Consider the following 16,575-nt stretch of genomic DNA (forward strand, 5'->3'; position numbering starts at 1 on the left):
TCCTCCCCCTATTTAGAAGACAAACCAGGAAGCTCCCGCAATGGCCACCGAAGTCAAAGCCCCGGTACTGCCCGAATCCGTCGCCGACGGCACCATCGCCACCTGGCACAAGAAGGTGGGCGACGCCGTCAAGCGCGACGAAAACCTGCTTGACCTGGAAACCGACAAGGTCGTCCTGGAAGTGCCGTCGCCGGTCGATGGCGTGATCAAGGAAATCAAGTTCAAGGAAGGCGACACCGTCACCTCCAGCCAGGTCGTGGCGATCATCGAAGAAGGCGCCGTGGCTGCTGCCCCGGCCCCGGCCGCTGAAGCCGCTCCGGCTGCCGCCGCTGCCCCGGCTGCTGCCGCTCCGGCCGCCGCTGCTGCACCGGCCCCGGCTGCCAAGTCGGCTGCCGACAGCCTGCCCCCGGGCGCCCGCTTCACCGCCATCACCGAAGGCGTGAACCCGGCCGACGTGGACGGCACCGGCCGTCGCGGCGCGGTCACCAAGGAAGACATCGTCAACTTCGCCCGCAACGGCGGCGCCGGCAAGGCCGGTGGCGCACGTCCGGAAGAACGCGTGCCGATGACCCGCATCCGCAAGCGCATTGCCGAACGCCTGATGGAGTCGAAGAACTCCACCGCCATGCTGACCACCTTCAACGAAGTCGACCTGTCCAAGGTGTCGGCTGCGCGCAAGGAACTGCAGGACGAGTTCGTCAAGACCCACGGCATCAAGCTGGGCTTCATGAGCTTCTTCGTGAAGGCCGCTGCCAACGCCCTGCAGCGCTTCCCGCTGGTCAACGCCTCCATCGACGGCGACGACATCATCTACCACGGCTACTCGGACATCTCGATTGCCGTGTCGACCGAAAAGGGTCTGGTGACCCCGGTGCTGCGCAACGTCGAGCGCATGTCCTTCGCCGACATCGAAAAGACCATTGCCGACTACGCCAAGAAGGCGCGTGACGGCAAGCTGGGCCTGGACGAACTGCAGGGCGGCACCTTCACCGTGACCAACGGCGGCACCTTCGGTTCGCTGCTGTCGACCCCGATCATCAACCCGCCGCAGAGCGCCATCCTGGGCATGCACGCCATCAAGGAGCGTCCGATCGCCCAGAACGGCCAGGTCGTAATCGCGCCGATGATGTACCTGGCGCTGTCCTACGACCACCGCATCATCGATGGCAAGGACTCGGTGCAGTTCCTGGTGGACATCAAGAACCAGCTGGAAAACCCGGGCCGCATGCTGTTCGGCCTGTAAGAGACCTCCCGCCCCTCCGCGTCCGCGCGGAGGGGTTCTGGTATAGCAACAAGGAATAATTCAATGGCTGAACAATTCGACGTCGTCGTCATCGGTGCCGGCCCGGCCGGTTACCACGCGGCCATCCGCGCCGCACAGCTGGGCCTGAAGACCGCCTGCATCGACGCAGCGCTGGGCAAGGACGGCAAGCCGGCCCTGGGTGGCACCTGCCTGCGCGTGGGCTGCATCCCGTCCAAGGCGCTGCTGGATTCCTCGCGCCAGTTCTGGAACATGGGCCACATCTTTGGCGACCACGGCATCAGCTTCAAGGACGCCAAGATCGACGTCGAAGCGATGGTTGGCCGCAAGGACAAGATCGTCAAGCAGTTCACCGGCGGCATCGGCATGCTGTTCAAGGCCAACAAGGTCGCCGCCTATTACGGCTTCGGCGAACTGCAGCCGGGCAACGTGGTCAAGGTCACCCAGCATGACGGTTCCATCGTCGAGCTGAAGGGCACCAACGTGATCATCGCCGCCGGTTCGGATTCGATCGAACTGCCGTTCGCCAAGTTCGACGGCGAGACCATCGTCGACAACGTCGGCGGCCTGGACTTCACCGAAGTGCCGAACCGCCTGGCCGTGATCGGCGCCGGCGTGATCGGCCTGGAACTGGGCAGCGTGTGGAAGCGCCTGGGCGCTGAAGTCACCATCCTGGAAGCACTGCCGGAGTTCCTGGCCGTGGCCGACGCCGAAGTGGCCAAGACCGCTGCCAAGGAATTCAAGAAGCAGGGCCTGGATATCCGCCTGGGTGCCAAGGTCTCCAAGACCGAGATCACCGGCAAGGGCAAGAAGAAGGAAGTCGTTGTCACCTATACCGACAGCGAAGGCGAAAAGACCCTGACCGTGGACAAGCTGCTGGTGGCCGTTGGCCGTCGCGCCGCCACCAAGGGCCTGCTGGCCGAAAGCACCGGCGTGAAGATCAACGACCGTGGCCAGATCGAAGTCGACGCGCACTGCCACACCGGCGTTGACGGCGTGTGGGCGGTCGGTGACTGCGTGCGCGGCCCGATGCTGGCGCACAAGGGCTTCGAGGAAGGCATCGCGGTGGCTGAGCTGATCGCTGGCCTGCCGGGCCACGTCAACTTCGACACCATTCCGTGGGTCATCTACACCGAGCCGGAACTGGCCTGGGTTGGCAAGACCGAAGCCCAGCTGAAGGCCGAAGGCATTCCGTACAAGGCCGGCAGCTTCCCGTTCGCCGCCAACGGCCGTGCCGTGGCGATGATCGAGCCGGCGGGCTTCGTGAAGATCCTGGCCCATGCCGAAACTGATCGCATCCTCGGCATGCACCTGGTCGGCGCCAACGTGTCCGAGCTGGTGCACGAAGGCGTGCTGACCATGGAGTTCAGCGGTTCGGCCGATGATCTGGCCCGCATCTGCCACGCCCACCCGTCGCTGTCGGAAGTGATCCACGACGCGGCCATGGCGGTCAGCAAGCGCGCCATCCACAAGGCGAACTGATCGTTCGTCTTCGGGGTGGGTGCCGACTGTTGGTCGGCACTGAACTGCAAACGAAAAACCCCGCTTCGGCGGGGTTTTTTGTTGTCCGTTTTCGTTCAGAGCCGGGCATGGGCTCGGCGCTACACCTTTCCAGCCGGCTTCTTTGGCGGATCTTCGCAGACCTTGTGCTGCACCAGCGTCTCGCCGACCTTCCATTCCTTCGTGACCCGGCAGCGTTCCTTGGCCTCGGGCTTCTTCGACGGCGTGGCCGCCGCGGCGTTGGCTTCATCGGCGGCAGCCACCTGCTGCCGCTCCAGCCAGGCCGAGGTGGGTGCCGGCGGCGGCGGTTCGGCCAGGGCCGGGCCTGCCAGCAGGGCCAGGCCGAGCATCAGCCGCGCCCTCATGCCGCCACCGCCCGGCCACCCAGCAGCCGTGCCGGCAGCATGAACAGCGCACGCAGGAAGGCAAGCAGCGCCGAGAAGGTGATGCCGACCAGGCGGAACGGCAGGCTCAGCAGCCAGACCACTGGCCACAGCAGCAGGGCCAGGATCGCCAACGGCCAGCACAGCACGAACAGCAGGCACCACACGCCCAGCGCGAACAGCGTCTTCATGACAGGTCTCCCTTGCAGCGGCACCCTGCCGCCTGGGATCACCTTGGCGCCCTGCCCGCCCGCCCGCAAACGGTTTGCGACGAAACCGGGCTGGGGCTGACGAAACCGCGGGAAGCGGCCGGGCATTGCCCGGCGCTACGGTAACGCCCGCAGGCGTTATTCGAACGAACCCACCGAATCGTGGGACAGGTTGTCGAAACGGGTGTATTCGCCGAAGAACTTCAGCTTGCACGAACCGGTGGGACCACCACGGTGCTTGCCGATGATGATTTCGGCCAGGCCCTTGTCCGGGGAATTTTCCTTGTTGTAGTAATCGTCGCGGTAGATGAACACGATCATGTCCGCGTCCTGCTCGATTGCGCCCGATTCGCGAAGGTCGGCCATCACCGGGCGCTTGTCGGTACGCGTTTCCAGCGAGCGGTTCAGCTGCGAAAGCGCGATCACCGGCACGTTCAGTTCCTTGGCCAGGCCCTTCAGCGAACGCGAGATTTCCGAGATTTCGGTCGCGCGGTTTTCGCTGTTGCCCGGCACGCTCATCAGCTGCAGGTAGTCGATCACGATCAGGCCCAGGTCGTGCTCGCGCTTCAGGCGGCGGCACTTGGAACGCAGGATCTCCGGCGACACGCCCGGCGTATCGTCGATGAAGATCTTGGTTTCCTTCAGCATCTTGATCGCGCTGGTGACCCGGCTCCAGTCCTCGTCTTCCAGCTGGCCGGTACGCAGGCGCGAGGCGTTGATGCGGCCGTTGGAGGAGATCAGGCGCATCGCCAGCTGCGATGCCGACATTTCCATCGAAAACACCGCCACGCCCTTCTTCGACTTGATCGCCGCATACTCGGCGATGTTCAGCGCGAAGGTGGTCTTGCCCATTGCCGGGCGCGCGGCCAGGATGATCAGATCGGTCGGCTGCAGGCCGGCGGTCATCGCATCGAAGTCGGTGTAGCCGGTGGGCAGGCCGGTGATGTTGCCGCCGTTCTCGAAGCGGTTGCGCAGCTCTTCGAAGGCGTCCTTCAGTGCGCCGGGCATCGCCACGAAATCGGTACGGCCGCGCGCGCCCTGTTCGGCAATGGCGAACACGCTCTTTTCCGCCGATGCCAGCAGTTCACTGCTGTCGCGCCCTTCGGGCTGGAAACCGTCGTTGACGATGTCCGTGCCGACCTGGATCAGCTGCCGCAGCACCGCCTTGTCGCGCACGATCTCGGCATAGGCCACGATGTTGGCCGCCGACGGCGTGGTGCTGGCCAGCTCGATCAGGTAAGCGCCATCGCCCACCAGCTCCATCCTGCCCTGCGACTCGAACCACTCGCCCAGGGTGACCGCATCGAACGGACGCTCGCGCTCGGACAGCTCGCGGATCGCCCGGTAGATCATCTGGTGATCGCGACGATAGAAGTCAGTTTCGTTCAGCTGGTCGTTGACCCGGTCGTAGGCTTCCGGGGCCAGCATCAGGCCGCCCAGCACCGCCTGTTCGGCTTCCACCGAATGCGGGGGCACGCGCAGCTGGTCGATGCGCGAATCGTCACGATCACGATCAAAGCCATCGCCGCGGTCTTTGCGGTTGGAACGGAAGCCGGGACGGGCGGACATGCTGCGGTGTTTCCTGCGAAAGTGGCCGGGGCCAGTGTAGGCATGCACCCACACCGGCGGCCATGGACAACTCTGTGGATAAGCCGTGGACGAACGGGGGATGGCTGCCGCGGCACAGCGCGGTTGCACAGCCTGAGACGGTCATTATCGCAGATCGGGAAACGGGGGTCAGAGCCCGCCGCTTCGCGACGGGATCCGAACCCGGCAGCAGAGGGCTCTGACCCCGATGGCAACCTCAGTCGCCCTTGGCATGCACCGCAATCAACTGCAGGAAGCGGTCCACATAGCCCTGCAGGAACTTCTGCGTGCCCTCGTTGTGGATCGTGCCATCGGCGCCGATCAGCTCATCCTTGAGGTGGATGAACGCTTCGGGCTGGCCGAGCACGTGCATGTCCAGGAAGGCCAGGCTGTTGCGCAGGTGCTGCTGGGCCACGGCCGTGCCGATCTGGCCGATGGAGGCACCGATCACCGCCGCCGGCTTGCCGCCGAACGCGCTGTCGCCATACGGCCGCGAGCCGATGTCGATGGCGTTCTTCAGCACGCCCGGCACCGAGCGGTTGTATTCGGGGGTGACGAACAGCACCGCGTCGGCGCCGCGCACCTCATCCTTCAGACGGGTGCCCTGGGCCGGGTAGCTGCCATCGAAATCCTGGTTGTACAGCGGCAGATCGTCGATGCGCACGTACTGGAACCGCGCGCGCTCGCCGGCCAGCTTCTGCAGGGCCAGGGCCAGCCGGCGGTTGCACGATTCCTTGCGCAGGCTGCCAACGAACACGGCGATGGTGGGTACAGGCATGGCGGCACACTCCTGACGGGGAAAGGACCAGCCTAGCGGCCGGCCCGATGTGCCCCGGTGAAGATCAGCCGCGGGTGACGCCTGCGCGCACCTGCCGCCAATGGTCCTGCCAGGCCTGGAACATCAGCACGTTCCACAGATGGGTATGCCACTTGCGCTGGCCGCCCAGGAACTGCTGCCACAGCGGCTGCACCGCCGCCGCCGACAGTACGCCCTCGCGCTCCAGCCGCGCCGGCTGCAGCAGATCGTCGGCCCACGGGCGCAGGTCGCCCTTCAGCCAGTCGCTCACCGGTGCGCCAAAGCCGCGCTTCGGTCGATGCACCATGTTCTGCGGCACGTAGCGGCCGAGCACGCGCTTGAGCAGCACCTTGCTGGTGTCCTGGCTGCGCTTGAACGCCAGCGGCAGCGACCAGGCAAATTCGGCCACCCGCCAATCCAGCAGCGGTGCCCGCGCCTCCAGGCTGACCCCCATCGAGGTGCGGTCCACCTTGCACAGCAGGTCATCGGGCAGGTAGGACACGAAATCGGCCAGCATCATCGCGTCGGCCGGGGTGCCGGCCCCGTGCAGCGGGTCGGCCAGGTCGTAGAAGCTGCCCGCCTCGCGTGCACCGATCACCGCCGCCGCCGGGTCGCGCCAGCGCGAAATGCGGTTGCGGTACACATCGCCGATACCGCGCGCGCCGGTTTCGGCCAGCAGCGCGGCCAGCCCGCCGGTGCGCGAGGCCTCGCCCTGCTGGTGCGCACGCGCGCCCATCCAGCGCCGCAGCGGCGCCGGCACGCGCCCCAGCATCTGCCAGTTGCGCAGCGCGCGCACGTAGCGCATGTAGCCAAAGAACAGTTCGTCGCCACCGTCGCCAGACAGCGCCACGGTCACGCCCTGCCGCGCCAGCCGCGCGACCAGTGCGGTCGGCACCTGCGAGGCATCGGCGAAGGGTTCATCGAACATGGCCGGCAACTGCGGCACCACCGCCAGCGCATCGGCACCGCTCACATAAAGTTCGGTGTGGTCGCAGCCCAGGTGGGTGGCCAGTTCCCGCGCCAGCGGCGCCTCGTCGTGGTGCGAACCGGTAAAGCCGATGCTGAAGCTGTGCACCGGCGTGGCGCTCTGCGCCTGCATCAGCGCGGCCACCAGCGAGGAGTCGGTACCACCGGACAGGAACACGCCCACCGGCACGTCGGCCACCATGCGCAGCGATACCGCATCGCGCAGCAGGCCGTCGAGCTGTTCTTCGGCCTCCTCAATGCTGCCCTGGAACGGTGCGGCCAGCGCCGACTGCATGCGCGCACGCGCATCCCAGTACGGCCGCTGCGCCTGCTCGGGACGGTGTGCGCCCGCACCGGCGGCCACCGTGGCCGCATCCAGCCGCAGCACCCGGCCGGGCATCAGCTTGAAGCAGCGCTGGTGGATGCTGTGCGGGGCGGGAATGTAATCCAGGCGCAGCAGCAGGGTCAGCGCATCGCGGTCGATCTCGTTGTCGAAATCCGGGTGCTGCCACAGCGCCTTCAGTTCCGAACCGAACACCAGGGTGTCGCCGGCCCAGCCGTAGTACAGCGGTTTCTTGCCCACCCGGTCGCGGGCCAGCCACAGGCACTGCTGCTGGCGGTCCCACAGGGCGATGGCGAACATGCCGTTGGCGCGCTGCAGGGTGTCTTCCACGCCCCATTGCAACACCGCCGCCAGCAGCACTTCGGTATCAGAATGGCCGCGGAAGCTGTGGCCCAGCGGTTCCAGCTCGGCACGCAGCTCGGCGAAGTTGTAGACCTCGCCGTTGTAGGCCATCACGTAACGGCCATCGCTGGACGCCATCGGCTGATGCCCCAGCGGCGACAGGTCGAGGATGCTCAACCGCCGGTGGGCCAGGGCAATGCCAGCCGCCGCGTCCACCCAGGTGCCACCGTCATCGGGCCCACGGTGGTGCAGCGCCTGGCCCATGGCCAGCGCCTGCGCCTGCAGCCGCTCGGCCGGGGCCTGCGCCGCCGGCAACAACATTCCCGCCAATCCACACATGCATCAGGTTTCCTGCGCCAGGTCCAGGGCGGCGCCAACCACTGCATTGTCGCTTGGAAGCCCGAACATTGCTGCCCCCGCCAGCGGCGTATAGGTATCGGCACCGCAGACCCGGCGCAGTGGCAGGTGGCCCAGCCCGGCCTCGACCAGGGCGGTCACCACGCCCTCGCCCACCCCGCCGCTGTGACGGCCCTCGTCCAGCACCAGCACCCGCCGTGCGTCGGCGGCCTGGGCGGCAATGAACGCCGCCGGCAGCGGCACCAGCCAGCGCAGGTCGAGCACGCGCACCTGCCAGCCCAGCTGCTGCTCGATACTGCGTGCCGCGCGCAGGGCCATCGGCACGCCGTTGCCATAGGTGATCACCAGCAGGTCCTGCGCCTCGGGCGCATAGATGCGCCCTTCGTCGGGCACCAGTGCCTGCCCCGGCGGCGGATAGTCGAACAGCCACTGGCCATCGCCTGCTGCGTGCAGGTCCTTGGTCATGTACAGCGCGATCGGCTCCAGGAACACCGACACCCGCCCATCCACCCGCGCCAGCGCAGCCAGCGTGCGCAGCATCATCACCGCATCGTCGCCGCGCGAGGGGCAGCCGACCACCAGCCCGGGAATATCGCGCAGGGCGGTAATGGAGTTGTCGTTGTGGAAGTGGCCGCCGAAGCCCTTCTGGTAGCCCAGGCCGGCCACCCGCACCAGCATCGGGTTGCGGAACTGGTCGTTGGAGAAGAACTGCAGCGAGCAGGCCTCGCCGCGCAGCTGGTCGATGGCGTTGTGCAGGTAAGCCAGGTACTGGATTTCCGGTATCGGCAGCAGGCCCAGGTTGGCCAGGCCCTGGGCCATGCCCAGGATCATGGTTTCATCCAGCAGGGTGTTGAACACCCGGCGTGGACCGAAGCGGCGCAGCAGGTCGCGGGTGACGGTGTAGACCCCGCCTTTCTGTGCCACGTCTTCGCCGAACAGCACCGCCTGCGGGTACTTGCCCAGCAGCTCCTGCAGGGCCTGGTTGATCTGCACCGCCAGATGCCGTGGCGGCTGCACCTCGGGCAGATGATCGGCGCCGCCGTACATCGATTCACGCAGCGCCGGCGCCAGCACCCGCTCCGCTTCGGCCTGCACCGCGGCCGGCGAGTACGGCGCCAGCGGCGCCAGCACTTCGTCCAGCGACTGCAGCTTCGGCCGTGCATCGGCCTGATGGGCCGCCGTCAGGCAGCGTGCGCGCAGGTCTTCGTAGGCCTGCTCGATCTGCGCGGCCGTCATCCAACCCGATTCCAGCGCAATCTGCGCCGAGCGCAGCAGCGGGTCCTGCGCCTCGGCCGCGCACAGGTCGGCCAGCGCGCGCCATTCCACCTCGAAGTCGGTGCCGGCGTGGCCCATCAGCCGCGTGGTGCGCAGGTGCAGGAAGGTGGGCCGCCGCGTGCGCCGGCAGTGCTCCACCGCGGCCTGCACCTGGCTGTGGCCGGCGGCCAGGTCCAGACCATCGGCAAAGAAGTAATCCAGGCCCGGCTGGCGGCTGAAACGTTCGGCGATCCAGCCTTCGGGCGTCTTCACCGAAATGCCCAGGCCGTTGTCTTCGCAGACGAACAGCACCGGCACCGGCAGCTTCTGGTAGGCGGCCCACATGGCGGTGTTGAACGCGGTCTGCGCGGTGGCATGGTTGGCCGAGGCATCGCCGAAGGAACACAGCACCAGACTGTCGGCCGGAATCGGCAGTGGCTGCCCCAGGCGCTTGCCGCTCTCGATGGCCAGGGCGGTGCCGACCGCCTTGGGCAGGTGCGAGGCAATGGTGGACGTCTGCGGCAGCACCCACAGCGGGCGGCTGCCCCAGACCTTGTGCCGCCCCCCGCTGGCCGGGTCTTCGGCGCTGGCGGCAAAGGACAGCGCCGCATCACGCAGCGGGTCCAGCCCGGGCACGTGCCGCGAACGCTCGATCATGAACGCCCCGGACCGGTAGTGCAGGAAGGCCGGATCGGTGTGCCGGCACGCCCGCGCCAGCAACGCGTTGCCTTCATGCCCGGACGAACCGATGGTGTAGAAGACCTTGTTCTGTACCCGCAGCACGCGGGCCATCAGGTCCAGCTGGCGGCTGGCCAGCTGTGATTCGAACAGCTCGCCGAACGCGGCGGCGCCCAGGCCGCTGCCGGGCAGGATCGGCGCATCCGGTGCCGGGCGCTGTCGCGCCACCCCATCCCATCCACGCACCGCTTCAAGGAAATTGACGTCGCACACCTCGGCGCGGTTCAGCGCGCGCATGCGTGCGGGAATCGGATCTGGAACGACTGCAAACATCGAACACCCTCCGTGTCGTTGCTGCATTCCGCCGGGCATGGCCCGGCGCTACCTACCCGCGTGCATCCAGGCGTGCCTGCACCTCGGCGGTGACCGCCGGCATGGGCACGAAGCGCGGTTGTTCGCGCACCCGCTGCAGCCAGCCGCGTACTTCCGGGAACGGCTGCAGGCTGATGCCACCGTCTTCGGCCACATGCGTGTAGGCAAACAGCGCGATATCGGCAATGCCGTAATGGCTGCCGGTGAACCACATCGCCTGCCGCAGGTGCTGTTCCATCACCGCCAGCGCGTGCTGCGCACGCTCGTGCAGGCGCGGCAGCTCGGCCCGGCGCGGCGAATCCTGCTCGGTCCAGCCGCGGATGAAGCGCGCCACCGCGATGCAGGGCTCATGGGTGTACTGCTCGAAGAACATCCAGCTCAGCGCCTGCGCGCGCTCCCAGCCATCGGCCGGCAGGTACGGGGTGCCTTCGGCCAGCCAGAACAGGATCGCATTGGATTCGGTCAGCACGCGGCCGTCATCGCGCACGATCAACGGCACTTTGGCATTGGGATTGAGCGCCAGGAATTCAGGCGTGTGGGTCTGGCCATGCGCACTGTCCACTTCCACCCAGCGGTAGCGGCTGCCCACCTGTTCCAGCAGCAGCCGCACCTTGTGGCAGTTGCCGGACACCGACATGCCATGCACCGTCAACGGAACGCGTTCTTCCACCATTGCCTGCTCCAGCGAAACCCGGCCGACGGCCGGCTGGGTGCAGTCTGGCAACTGCCGGCAGCGCTGCCAAGCGCGGATGCAGCATCGCCGCGCAGGCCGTCACACAATCAGCGCGGGCGCTGCTGCCACTGCGCGCGCGACTGCCCCCAGATCTGCAGCGGCGCGCCCTGGTAGGGCGGCGGCAACTGGCCCATGCGCAGCAGCTGGCTGCCCAGCTTGCGCGCCACGGCCCTGGATTTTTCGTTGTCCTCGGCAATGGTATGGATCACTTCCTGCCAGTCCTGCGTAGCGAAGGCCCAATCGATGGCCGCCACCGCCGCTTCCGGCGCATAGCCCTGGCCCCAACTGGCGCGGCGGATGCTCCAGCCCACCTCCGGGCCGGGCCAGCCCAGCGGCTGCCAGGGGCCCATGCGGCCGACCCACTCACCGCTGGCTTTTTCGATCACGCTGAACATCGAGTACCCGAACAACTGCCAGGCACCGGCCAGGCTGCAGAAACTGCGCCAGGCCACCGACGGTGGCTGCACCCCGCCCAGGCTGCGCATCGTTTCTTCATCGGCACAGAACGCCAGGTAAGGTTCCAGGTCCTGCGCCTGCGGCGGACGCAGGATCAGCCGCTCGGTTTCGATGCGCAGATCGAAGATGCTCATTCCGGTTCCTCTGCCAGACCATGGCCGGACATCATCGTCGATACCGGCCCGGAATCCAGACCCGCAAACGAAACAGGCCGGCAGATGCCGGCCTGTCCGATTCCCATTGCGCTGCGTGCGTTACTGGCGGTTGGCCGCCGTATCGCCCGCTGCCGCGGTCTGGGTGACCAGCTGGCCGTCGACCACCGGCAGGCGATCGCTGGCCGGCTTGTTGTCCAGGCGCACGGTCTTTTCGGCACCGTCGTAGCGGTAGGTCACGTTGTACCCCTTCACCACGTCGTTGGTGCCCATGGCGATGCGGTTGCCCGGCTTGCTGGCCATGCGCATGGTGCCGGTGGTGCCGTCTTCGTTGCGGTAGGTCACGTTGTAGCCGGTCACGCGGCTGGATTCGGAGGTGGCCGTTTCGGTGTGGCACTGGCGCTCGGTGCGGTTCACCACGCGGCCGCCCACGTGGCGCTTGTCCACCTGGTTGCCGATGAAGCCACCGGCCACGGCACCGGCAGCGGTAGCGGCCTTCTTGCCGTTGCCGCCACCGACCTGGTTGCCCAGCAGGCCACCAACCACGGCGCCGACCACGGTGCCACCGACGTTGCCATCACGCTCGGGCAGGCGCTCCTGCACAACAACGTCCTGGCAGACTTCGTGCGGGGTCTGGGTGGTGGAGGTCTCGCGCACCGCATCGGTACCGATGACCGTGGCGTAGGCCTTCTGCTTTTCAGTGATCGGATCGACCTTCAGCACATCGGCGTATTCCAGCCCGCGCGGCGCGCTCGGGTCGAGCGTATCGGTGCGCGCACCGTCATCGGCGGTGCTGCCGTCGGCCAGGCGGGATTCGGCCGAGGGCTGGGCCGAACCGGCCACATCGGCCGACGAGCCACTCTTCATGAAGGCGGCGGTAGCGATACCACCGACCAGCAGTGCGCCTGCTGCGACCAGGACCGTTGTAGTTGTGCTTTTCATGACCTGCTCCCTGCGGACGATCCGCAACGTTCTTGGGACAGATTGCAGCATGGTCCGCCTGAACGGAATCTCCACATTTCCTGCTCACGGCCGTAACCCATTCAGCATCTGGAAATGCTGTGCCCGTGGTAGCGTTTGCACATTCCCCGCATGGACTTCCACCATGGCCAACCCGATGCTGCTGCCGGTTCTGCAATGGGCACGCCGGCTGCGCTACCCCACCCTGTTCAAGCTGACCGCCGGTCTGTTTGCCATCACCTTCTTCATCCCGGACCCGATTCCGTTCGTGGATGAGCTGCTGCTGGGCCTGGGCACGCTGCTGCTGGCCAACTGGAAGCAGCGCGGCGCGGCCGTGCCACCGCCGTTGCAGCAGGGTTGAGCGTGCTGATCGACAGCCATTGCCACCTGGATGCCAGCGAATTCGACCCCGACCGCGATGCGGTGATCGCCCGCGCCCAGGCGGCCGGGGTGCAGGCCCAGGTGGTGCCGGCGGTTACTGCGGCCAGCTGGCCGAAGCTGCGACAGGTCTGCCAGCAGGCGCCGGGGCTGTACCCGGCGTACGGCCTGCACCCGATGTTCCTGGCCGAGCACCGGCCAGAGCATCTGCAGCAGCTGCGCGACTGGATCGAGCGCGAGCGCCCATGTGCCATCGGCGAATGCGGCCTGGATTTCTTCGTGGGCGATCTGGATATGCAGGCCCAGCAGGACTATTTCCTGGGCCAGTTGCAGCTGGCGCGGGAATTCGACCTGCCGGTGATCGTGCACGCGCGCAAGGCAGTGGATGCGGTGATCGCCGCGATACGCCGCATCGGCGGGCTGCGCGGGGTGGTGCACAGCTATTCCGGCAGCCCCGAACAGGCCGTGCAGCTGCACAAGCAGGGCTTTCTGCTGGGCCTGGGCGGGCCGCTGACCCATGAGCGCGCCCAGCGCCTGCACCGTCTGGTGCGCGACATGCCGCTGGAACAGCTGCTGCTGGAAACCGATGCACCCGACCAGCCCGATGCCGGCATTCGCGGCCAGCGCAACGAGCCGGCGCGGCTGGCAGTGATTGCCCGCCACGTGGCCGCGCTGCGCGGGATAGCGGTAGAGGCGGTGGCCCAGGCGACCGCCGACAACGCCCGGCGGCTGTTCAATCTGCCCGCAGTCTGACGCGTCGCCGGGCATGGCCCGGCGCTACCGGTCCTACGCGGCGTCCGCTTCGGCTTTCACCTTCTTCGGCTCCAGCAGCATCTCCAGCGCCTTGCCCACTGCTGCGAAGGCGAAGGCTCCGGTGATGTGCGTGGCCGCACCCAGGCCGGCACCGCAATCCAGCTTCAGCGCCGCATCGGCACCCAGGTTCGGGCGCAGGCCACAGACGCTGCCATCGGCCTGCGGGTACTTCACGTTTTCCAGCGAATACACCGCCGGCACACCGAAGTAGCGCTTGGCGTTCTTGGGGAAGTTGAACTCGCTGCGCAGCTTCTTGCGGATCAGCGCCAGCATGGCGTCATGTTCGGTGCGCGAGACATCGCGGATGCGCACCAGGGTGGGATCGGTGCGGCCACCGGCTGCGCCCACGGTCAACAGCGGCAGCTTGCGGCGGCGGCACCAGGCAATGGTTTCCACCTTCACCCGGAAGCTGTCGCAGGCGTCGATGACCAGATCGAAGCTGCGGTCCAGCAGTTCGGCCATGTTGCCGGTGGTCAGGAACGCCTCCACCGCATCCACCTGGATCTGCGGATTGATGGCACGGCAGCGCTCGGCCATCGCCACCGACTTGTTGCGCCCGTAGTTGCCTTCCATGGCGGGCAACTGGCGGTTGGTGTTGGACACGCAGATATCGTCGGCATCGATCAGGGTCAGGTGCCCCACCGCCGAACGCGCCAGCGCTTCGACCACCCACGAGCCGACGCCGCCCATGCCCACCACCGCCACGCGGCTGCCCTGCAGGCGCTCGAGCGCACCCACGCCATACAGCCGTTCAATGCCGGCGAAGCGTTCTTTGACCTGTTCGTTCATGCGGCTATTTTAACGTGCAGGCGGCGGTCGCCACAGCGCGCCGCAACCGAACCCACCGTTGCATGCCCGGAGTGCCCGCATGACTGCCAGCCCCTCCCCCGGCCAGACCACGGCCTACCGCTATCTGTTCGTGCTGGCCCTTGGCCTGCTGATCGGTCTGGTGGCCACGGTGATGGTGGGCCGTGCCCTGCAGGCCCGTCGCGATCCGTTTCCCGACAGCCTGATGCAGGTGATGCAGCGGCAGTCGCAACTGCTGCAGCAGGCCCAGCAGCAGAACCGCTGCAGCCTGGCCGACAGCGTGCCGCGCCTGCAGGCGTTGCGCCTGCTGTCCAACGACCTGGACCTGGCCTTCCCGCAACTGCAGCACGACCGCCGCTTCCAGGCCCATGCCAGTGCCTACCGGGGCAGGCTCAACGACGCGCTGGCCGCGCCGCCCGCCGACTGCACGGCACTGGCAACACTGGTGCAGGCCGTGCAGGACGATTGCCGCGCCTGCCACCAGGATTTCCGCTGATTCATCTTCCAGCCGGAATGCGCTGTCGCGGTTGGCACCTTGTTCACGTGTGAAAGCGGACGATTCCAGCCACCCTGCTGCATGACGCAGTACCACCCGCACCCGCCTTCACGGCCAGGAGACGCCCCATGAAGATCCAGCTCATCGCTGCCGCCACCATCGCCACCCTCGCGCTGGCCGGCTGCGCCACCTCGCCCGGCTACGGCGGCGGTGGTTACAACAATGGCTACAACAACGGCGGCTACGGCAACAACTCCGGCTACAACCAGGGCCGTTGCGCGGACTGCGGCATCGTGACCCGCATCAACACCGTGGCCTCGGGCCGCACCGCACCGGCCGCCACCGGCGCCATCCTGGGCGGCCTGGTCGGCGCCGTTGCCGGCCATGAGATTTCCGACCACACCGGCGGCAGCCGCGGCAACAAGAACATCGCTGCCGCCGCAGGCGCGGTGGGTGGCGCGCTGGCCGGCAACCAGATCCAGAAGAACGTGACCAGCGATACCTACGACATCACCGTGCGCATGGATGATGGCCGCACCGTGGTGGTGAACCAGCGCGACCTGGCCGGTATCCGCGAAAACACCTACGTGCGCGTGGTCAACGGCCGGGTGATCCTGCGCTGACCTGCCCCGGGCCACTGGCAAAGAAAAAGGCCCGCTTGCGCGGGCCTTTTTCGTTCAACGCGATGCGCTCCGGTCAGACCGGCTGCACGGCATCGGCCTGCAGGCCCTTCTGGCCCTGCACGACGGTGAAGGTGACCTTCTGGCCTTCCTTCAGGCTCTTGAAGCCCTGGGTCTGGATGGCACGGAAGTGCACGAACACATCTTCGCCGTTTTCACGGCTGATGAAGCCGAAGCCCTTTGCATCGTTGAACCACTTGACGGTACCGCTCTCGCGATCAGACATCTCACTCACTCCCTGGTGACTCTCTCTTGTTGTTGGATACGCCTGGTTGGGCGGCTGACAAGCAAGGGGGAAGCGAGGTGCAACGATGCAGCGGATCGGTGAGATCTTGCTTCATCAGGCCACGATCCACGGTGACCTTGCCAAGCTCAGCGACTGCAACTTAACCCGACCAAAACGAAAAAGCAACTGGCAAAATCTTTCACTGTCAACCCCAAAAAGCCAACCATACGGAACAGCATGGACCTCTCATTCATCTTGTATCTGCTAGCGGTCATTTCTGTCCTGGTCGGCCTGGCCGGCATCGTGCTGCCGGCCCTTCCGGGGGTGCCGCTGGTGTTCCTGGGCCTGCTGCTGGCGGCCTGGGCTGACGGTTTCGCGCATGTGGGCTGGCCCACGCTGGTGATCCTGGCCGTATTGACCGTGCTGTCGCTGCTGGTCGACGTGTTGGCCACGGTGGTGGGTGCGCAACGGGTCGGCGCCAGCCGCAAGGCGCTGTGGGGCACCTTCGTGGGCAGCATCGTGGGCCTGTTCTTCATGCCCATCGGCCTGTTCGCCGGGCCGCTGGTGGGCGCCCTGCTGGGCGAGTACTGGCACAGCCGCGAGCTGGGCCGCTCCACCAAGGTGGGCCTGGCCACCTGGCTGGGCATCCTGCTGGGGCTGGCACTGAAGCTGGCGCTGGTCATCGCCATGCTGGGGCTGTTCGCCTTTGCGTGGTTCTTCTGACGCCCCCGTCTTCACACCCCACGCACGCCGGTGCCGGGCATAAACCGAAGGGGCTGGCCGCAGGTGCGGGCAGCCGCCACACTGTGCATCCACCGTATTCATT

General features: G+C 67.0%; 18 protein-coding genes. 7 read left to right on the forward strand and 11 right to left on the reverse strand.

The annotated features are described in order from the left end of the window. Nucleotides 1–40: 40 nt before the first annotated feature. Both sucB and lpdA read left to right on the forward strand, forming a co-directional pair. Nucleotides 41–1,243: a dihydrolipoyllysine-residue succinyltransferase gene (gene sucB, locus C1931_RS12675; RefSeq protein WP_108756612.1), complete on the forward strand. Its 1,203-nt coding sequence runs from the start codon at nucleotides 41–43 to the stop codon at nucleotides 1,241–1,243. A gap of 63 nt (nucleotides 1,244–1,306) precedes the next feature. Continuing rightward, entirely contained in the window at nucleotides 1,307–2,743 is a 1,437-nt protein-coding gene (gene lpdA, locus C1931_RS12680; protein ID WP_108756613.1) for a dihydrolipoyl dehydrogenase, read from the forward strand. Nucleotides 2,744–2,862: 119 nt separating this feature from the next. Here the strand turns inward: lpdA and C1931_RS12685 are convergent, their stop codons facing one another. The 9 genes from C1931_RS12685 to C1931_RS12725 form a co-directional block, all read right to left on the reverse strand. Further along, a complete protein-coding gene (locus C1931_RS12685; protein WP_108756614.1) occupies nucleotides 2,863–3,126 on the reverse strand; it encodes a hypothetical protein in 264 nt (87 codons plus the stop codon). After that, entirely contained in the window at nucleotides 3,123–3,335 is a 213-nt protein-coding gene (locus tag C1931_RS12690) for a hypothetical protein (protein ID WP_108756615.1), read from the reverse strand. Before C1931_RS12690 ends, C1931_RS12685 begins: the two co-directional genes overlap by 4 nt. Before the next feature lie 156 nt (nucleotides 3,336–3,491). Continuing rightward, the gene (locus C1931_RS12695) at nucleotides 3,492–4,922 is read right to left on the reverse strand and encodes a replicative DNA helicase (RefSeq protein WP_108756616.1); all 1,431 of its coding nucleotides are present in this window, start codon (nucleotides 4,920–4,922) and stop codon (nucleotides 3,492–3,494) included. Between the two features lie 235 nt (nucleotides 4,923–5,157). Beyond that, complete coding sequence (locus C1931_RS12700; RefSeq protein WP_108756617.1) at nucleotides 5,158–5,718, reverse strand: NAD(P)H-dependent oxidoreductase; 561 nt, start codon at nucleotides 5,716–5,718, stop codon at nucleotides 5,158–5,160. 64 nt (nucleotides 5,719–5,782) lie between these two features. Next, the gene (gene asnB / locus C1931_RS12705; RefSeq protein ID WP_108756618.1) at nucleotides 5,783–7,726 is read right to left on the reverse strand and encodes an asparagine synthase (glutamine-hydrolyzing); all 1,944 of its coding nucleotides are present in this window, start codon (nucleotides 7,724–7,726) and stop codon (nucleotides 5,783–5,785) included. Nucleotides 7,727–7,729: 3 nt separating this feature from the next. Beyond that, nucleotides 7,730–10,009 (reverse strand): thiamine pyrophosphate-dependent enzyme, encoded by a 2,280-nt coding sequence (locus C1931_RS12710; protein ID WP_108756619.1) that lies wholly within the window; start codon nucleotides 10,007–10,009, stop codon nucleotides 7,730–7,732. A gap of 52 nt (nucleotides 10,010–10,061) precedes the next feature. Continuing rightward, complete coding sequence (locus tag C1931_RS12715; RefSeq protein ID WP_108756620.1) at nucleotides 10,062–10,721, reverse strand: glutathione S-transferase family protein; 660 nt, start codon at nucleotides 10,719–10,721, stop codon at nucleotides 10,062–10,064. A 107-nt stretch (nucleotides 10,722–10,828) separates the two neighbouring features. Next, nucleotides 10,829–11,371, reverse strand: coding sequence for a GNAT family N-acetyltransferase (locus C1931_RS12720; RefSeq protein WP_108756621.1), 543 nt, complete (start codon nucleotides 11,369–11,371; stop codon nucleotides 10,829–10,831). 120 nt (nucleotides 11,372–11,491) lie between these two features. Then, nucleotides 11,492–12,331 carry a glycine zipper 2TM domain-containing protein gene (locus C1931_RS12725; RefSeq protein ID WP_108756622.1) on the reverse strand — a complete coding sequence of 280 codons (840 nt, stop codon included), beginning with the start codon at nucleotides 12,329–12,331 and terminating at the stop codon, nucleotides 11,492–11,494. Nucleotides 12,332–12,494: 163 nt separating this feature from the next. On the opposite strand from C1931_RS12725, the gene C1931_RS12730 reads away from it, so the two are divergent. Beyond that, on the forward strand, nucleotides 12,495–12,710 hold the full coding sequence (locus C1931_RS12730) for a DUF6116 family protein (RefSeq protein WP_108750061.1): 216 nt from the start codon (nucleotides 12,495–12,497) through the stop codon (nucleotides 12,708–12,710). Further along, nucleotides 12,707–13,480 (forward strand): TatD family hydrolase, encoded by a 774-nt coding sequence (locus C1931_RS12735; protein WP_108756623.1) that lies wholly within the window; start codon nucleotides 12,707–12,709, stop codon nucleotides 13,478–13,480. The genes C1931_RS12730 and C1931_RS12735 overlap by 4 nt, the downstream gene beginning before the upstream one ends. A 33-nt stretch (nucleotides 13,481–13,513) precedes the next feature. Here C1931_RS12735 and C1931_RS12740 read toward each other — a convergent pair whose 3' ends face one another. Then, the gene (locus tag C1931_RS12740; protein WP_108756624.1) at nucleotides 13,514–14,329 is read right to left on the reverse strand and encodes a tRNA threonylcarbamoyladenosine dehydratase; all 816 of its coding nucleotides are present in this window, start codon (nucleotides 14,327–14,329) and stop codon (nucleotides 13,514–13,516) included. A gap of 79 nt (nucleotides 14,330–14,408) precedes the next feature. On the opposite strand from C1931_RS12740, the gene C1931_RS12745 reads away from it, so the two are divergent. Both C1931_RS12745 and C1931_RS12750 read left to right on the forward strand, forming a co-directional pair. After that, nucleotides 14,409–14,843, forward strand: coding sequence for a hypothetical protein (locus C1931_RS12745; protein WP_108756625.1), 435 nt, complete (start codon nucleotides 14,409–14,411; stop codon nucleotides 14,841–14,843). A gap of 128 nt (nucleotides 14,844–14,971) precedes the next feature. Beyond that, on the forward strand, nucleotides 14,972–15,466 hold the full coding sequence (locus C1931_RS12750; protein WP_108750065.1) for a glycine zipper 2TM domain-containing protein: 495 nt from the start codon (nucleotides 14,972–14,974) through the stop codon (nucleotides 15,464–15,466). A gap of 73 nt (nucleotides 15,467–15,539) precedes the next feature. On the opposite strand, the gene C1931_RS12755 is transcribed toward C1931_RS12750, so the two are convergent. Further along, nucleotides 15,540–15,749 (reverse strand): cold-shock protein, encoded by a 210-nt coding sequence (locus C1931_RS12755; protein WP_065197592.1) that lies wholly within the window; start codon nucleotides 15,747–15,749, stop codon nucleotides 15,540–15,542. A gap of 237 nt (nucleotides 15,750–15,986) precedes the next feature. On the opposite strand from C1931_RS12755, the gene C1931_RS12760 reads away from it, so the two are divergent. Beyond that, entirely contained in the window at nucleotides 15,987–16,472 is a 486-nt protein-coding gene (locus tag C1931_RS12760) for a DUF456 domain-containing protein (protein WP_108756626.1), read from the forward strand. Nucleotides 16,473–16,575 lie beyond the last annotated feature (103 nt).

Origin of the sequence: Stenotrophomonas sp. YAU14A_MKIMI4_1, from assembly GCF_003086855.1 — a bacterium.
GTDB lineage: Bacteria > Pseudomonadota > Gammaproteobacteria > Xanthomonadales > Xanthomonadaceae > Stenotrophomonas.

What these genes read in the sequence shown, in the direction of transcription:
- sucB (WP_108756612.1), top strand. Translation starts at nt 41, where the DNA reads ATGGCCACCGAAGTCAAAGCCCCGGTACTGCCCGAATCCGTCGCCGAC.
- lpdA (WP_108756613.1), top strand. Translation starts at nt 1,307, where the DNA reads ATGGCTGAACAATTCGACGTCGTCGTCATCGGTGCCGGCCCGGCCGGT.
- C1931_RS12685 (WP_108756614.1), bottom strand. Translation starts at nt 3,126, where the DNA reads ATGAGGGCGCGGCTGATGCTCGGCCTGGCCCTGCTGGCAGGCCCGGCC.
- C1931_RS12690 (WP_108756615.1), bottom strand. Translation starts at nt 3,335, where the DNA reads ATGAAGACGCTGTTCGCGCTGGGCGTGTGGTGCCTGCTGTTCGTGCTG.
- C1931_RS12695 (WP_108756616.1), bottom strand. Translation starts at nt 4,922, where the DNA reads ATGTCCGCCCGTCCCGGCTTCCGTTCCAACCGCAAAGACCGCGGCGAT.
- C1931_RS12700 (WP_108756617.1), bottom strand. Translation starts at nt 5,718, where the DNA reads ATGCCTGTACCCACCATCGCCGTGTTCGTTGGCAGCCTGCGCAAGGAA.
- asnB (WP_108756618.1), bottom strand. Translation starts at nt 7,726, where the DNA reads ATGTGTGGATTGGCGGGAATGTTGTTGCCGGCGGCGCAGGCCCCGGCC.
- C1931_RS12710 (WP_108756619.1), bottom strand. Translation starts at nt 10,009, where the DNA reads ATGTTTGCAGTCGTTCCAGATCCGATTCCCGCACGCATGCGCGCGCTG.
- C1931_RS12715 (WP_108756620.1), bottom strand. Translation starts at nt 10,721, where the DNA reads ATGGTGGAAGAACGCGTTCCGTTGACGGTGCATGGCATGTCGGTGTCC.
- C1931_RS12720 (WP_108756621.1), bottom strand. Translation starts at nt 11,371, where the DNA reads ATGAGCATCTTCGATCTGCGCATCGAAACCGAGCGGCTGATCCTGCGT.
- C1931_RS12725 (WP_108756622.1), bottom strand. Translation starts at nt 12,331, where the DNA reads ATGAAAAGCACAACTACAACGGTCCTGGTCGCAGCAGGCGCACTGCTG.
- C1931_RS12730 (WP_108750061.1), top strand. Translation starts at nt 12,495, where the DNA reads ATGGCCAACCCGATGCTGCTGCCGGTTCTGCAATGGGCACGCCGGCTG.
- C1931_RS12740 (WP_108756624.1), bottom strand. Translation starts at nt 14,329, where the DNA reads ATGAACGAACAGGTCAAAGAACGCTTCGCCGGCATTGAACGGCTGTAT.
- C1931_RS12745 (WP_108756625.1), top strand. Translation starts at nt 14,409, where the DNA reads ATGACTGCCAGCCCCTCCCCCGGCCAGACCACGGCCTACCGCTATCTG.
- C1931_RS12750 (WP_108750065.1), top strand. Translation starts at nt 14,972, where the DNA reads ATGAAGATCCAGCTCATCGCTGCCGCCACCATCGCCACCCTCGCGCTG.
- C1931_RS12755 (WP_065197592.1), bottom strand. Translation starts at nt 15,749, where the DNA reads ATGTCTGATCGCGAGAGCGGTACCGTCAAGTGGTTCAACGATGCAAAG.
- C1931_RS12760 (WP_108756626.1), top strand. Translation starts at nt 15,987, where the DNA reads ATGGACCTCTCATTCATCTTGTATCTGCTAGCGGTCATTTCTGTCCTG.